This window comes from Streptomyces boluensis (assembly GCF_009908195.1).
GTDB classification, from domain to species: Bacteria; Actinomycetota; Actinomycetes; order Streptomycetales; family Streptomycetaceae; genus Streptomyces; species Streptomyces boluensis.
Genome location: NZ_JAAAHS010000653.1, coordinates 1 through 2,102 on the forward strand (window position 1 = coordinate 1; position 2,102 = coordinate 2,102).

At 73.8% G+C, this 2,102-nt stretch carries 3 protein-coding genes; 2 read left to right on the top strand and 1 reads right to left on the bottom strand.

The window, feature by feature from the left end:
* The coding region (locus GUY60_RS38635; RefSeq protein ID WP_223178782.1) for a hypothetical protein at positions 1 to 322 on the bottom strand (322 nt) is incomplete at its 3' end.
* Between the two features lie 369 nt (positions 323 to 691).
* On the opposite strand from GUY60_RS38635, the gene GUY60_RS37110 reads away from it, so the two are divergent.
* Both GUY60_RS37110 and GUY60_RS37115 read left to right on the top strand, forming a co-directional pair.
* The gene (locus GUY60_RS37110) at positions 692 to 1,024 is read left to right on the top strand and encodes a hypothetical protein (protein ID WP_161705907.1); all 333 of its coding nucleotides are present in this window, start codon (positions 692 to 694) and stop codon (positions 1,022 to 1,024) included.
* The coding region (locus GUY60_RS37115) for a LacI family DNA-binding transcriptional regulator (protein ID WP_161705908.1) at positions 1,021 to 2,102 on the top strand (1,082 nt) is incomplete at its 3' end. The genes GUY60_RS37110 and GUY60_RS37115, both read left to right, overlap by 4 nt.

The following is a 2,102-nucleotide window of genomic DNA, read 5'->3' on the forward strand; positions in this document are numbered from 1 at the left end:
GGCCCCCGCCACGCGCGCGTTGCTCACGGTGGAGCCCGCCGCGCAGGTGCACGTCGAGACGGTGAAGCGCGCGGGCCCCGACGCCCTGGCGGTACGGCTCCGCGAGACGCAGGGCCGTCCCGTACACGTCACCTGGGACACCGCCCTGCCCGCCACCGGGGACGCGCTCGGGGCCGACCTCCTGGACGCGCCCACCGGCCCCTTCACCGGCCACCTCGACGGCAACGCCTACACCACCCTCCGCCTCGGCACGGCCGACCTGCCCGGCACGGCACCCCGGCACGAGGCCGTCACGCCCGGGTTCAGCCGCTGTCGGACACATGTTCAGTGCTCCACTCCTCAGGGTGGAGGGGAGGGGCATCCTGCCGCTGGAGGTCTGCAGGAGTGCAGCGACATTGTTAAAGTCGCCTTGTCTGACAACGAAGTTGTGGGGACCTACCGCCGGGCGGGCGGGAAGTCAGGCCTGTGGAGGCCTTGTAAGACCACCCTCGGGTGGCAAGGGCCGGTGAAGCAGGAACCCGAGGGGGCGCCGCGTAGCGGTGCTGACCAGAATCGTCTGCGTTCACGTGGGCGAGGGCGTCAATGGCTGCACAACACCGGCACAGTGCCGGTTCGCTCGAGAGGTCTACCCGGAATCGAGCTGCACGCGCATGGTGCCCCTCACCATCACGGCGGGGGACACCACGCGCGCGTGCGCAACACTTTGCTCGGCCCGGTGCACGGCGAGGTCATCGCCGCTTCTCCGTACGGCAGCTGGCAGACGGTCACCCCGCGCGCCGCCGCCTTCACCGTGCCCGCCGAGGGCGAGACCGACACGGTCTTCCAGGTGCACCCACCCGCCGGCACCCCGGCCGGGGTCTACTGGGTGCTGCTCAAGGCCGTGGCCCAGGGCCACATCGCGTACGGTCCGGCCGTCGCCGTGCACGTCCGCGCACCCCGCACGGAGCCGGCCCGTCCCGCACCACAGGCCGTACCCGAGCCCGCCCCCGTACCGAACCCACCGCACGAGGAGCCCACGCCATGACGCCGCCCGGTGACACCGCCAGGACCACTCCGGCGCGCCGCCCCACCATCAAGGACATCGCGCGCCGTGCCGGGGTCTCGGAGAGTGCCGTCTCCTTCGCGCTCAACGGCAGGCCGGGCGTCTCCCAGGGCACCAGGGACCGCATCCACCGCGTCGCCGAGGAGCTCGGCTGGCAGCCCAACAGCGCCGCCCGCGCCCTGTCGGGGGAGCGCGCGGGCTGCGTCGGACTCGTCCTGGCCAGGCCCGCGCACACGCTCGGCGTCGAGTCGTTCTTCCTCCAACTGGTCTCCGGCGTACAGGAAGTGCTCGCCTCCCGGAAGGTGGCGCTCCTGTTCCAGGTCGTCGAGGACATCGACGCCGAGTGCGAACTGCACCGCCGCTGGTGGGCCGAGAAGCGCGTCGACGGCGTCCTCGTCGTGGACCCGCGCGCGCACGACCCGCGCCCCGAACTGCTCGCCTCGCTCGGCCTGCCCGCCGTCGTCATCGGCGCCCCCGCCACCGGCGAGGAGGCCGCGGCCCTCTCCACGGTCTGGGCCGACGACTCCGCCGCCATGGCCTCCGTACTGGCCCATCTGCACGGCCTCGGCCACCGCCGCGTCGTGCACGTCGCGGGCCTGCCGGGGCTCGCCCACACCGAGCGCCGGATCAGTTCGCTGCGTACGGAGGCGGCGGCCCTCGGCCTCGACGACGCCCGCTCCGTCACCACCGACTACTCCGACGCGGAGGGCGCCGAGGCCACCCGGCACATCCTCGACGCCCCCGAACCGCCCACCGCGATCGTCTACGACAACGACGTGATGGCCGTCGCGGGCGCCTCCGTCGCCTCCGAGCGCGGCATCGCCGTACCCGCCGAACTCTCCATCGTGGCCTGGGACGACTCGGCCCTGTGCCGGGTCACGCACCCCCGCCTGACCGCCCTCGTCCGCGACACCTCGGGCTTCGGCCGACTCGCCGCCCAGGAACTGCTCGACCGGCTCGACGGCGGCCCGGTCCGCAGCATCCAGGCCGAACTCCCGCACCTGGAACCCCGCGAGAGCACCGCGCCGCCGCCCGCCGCCGCCCCGCACCGCCCCGAAGG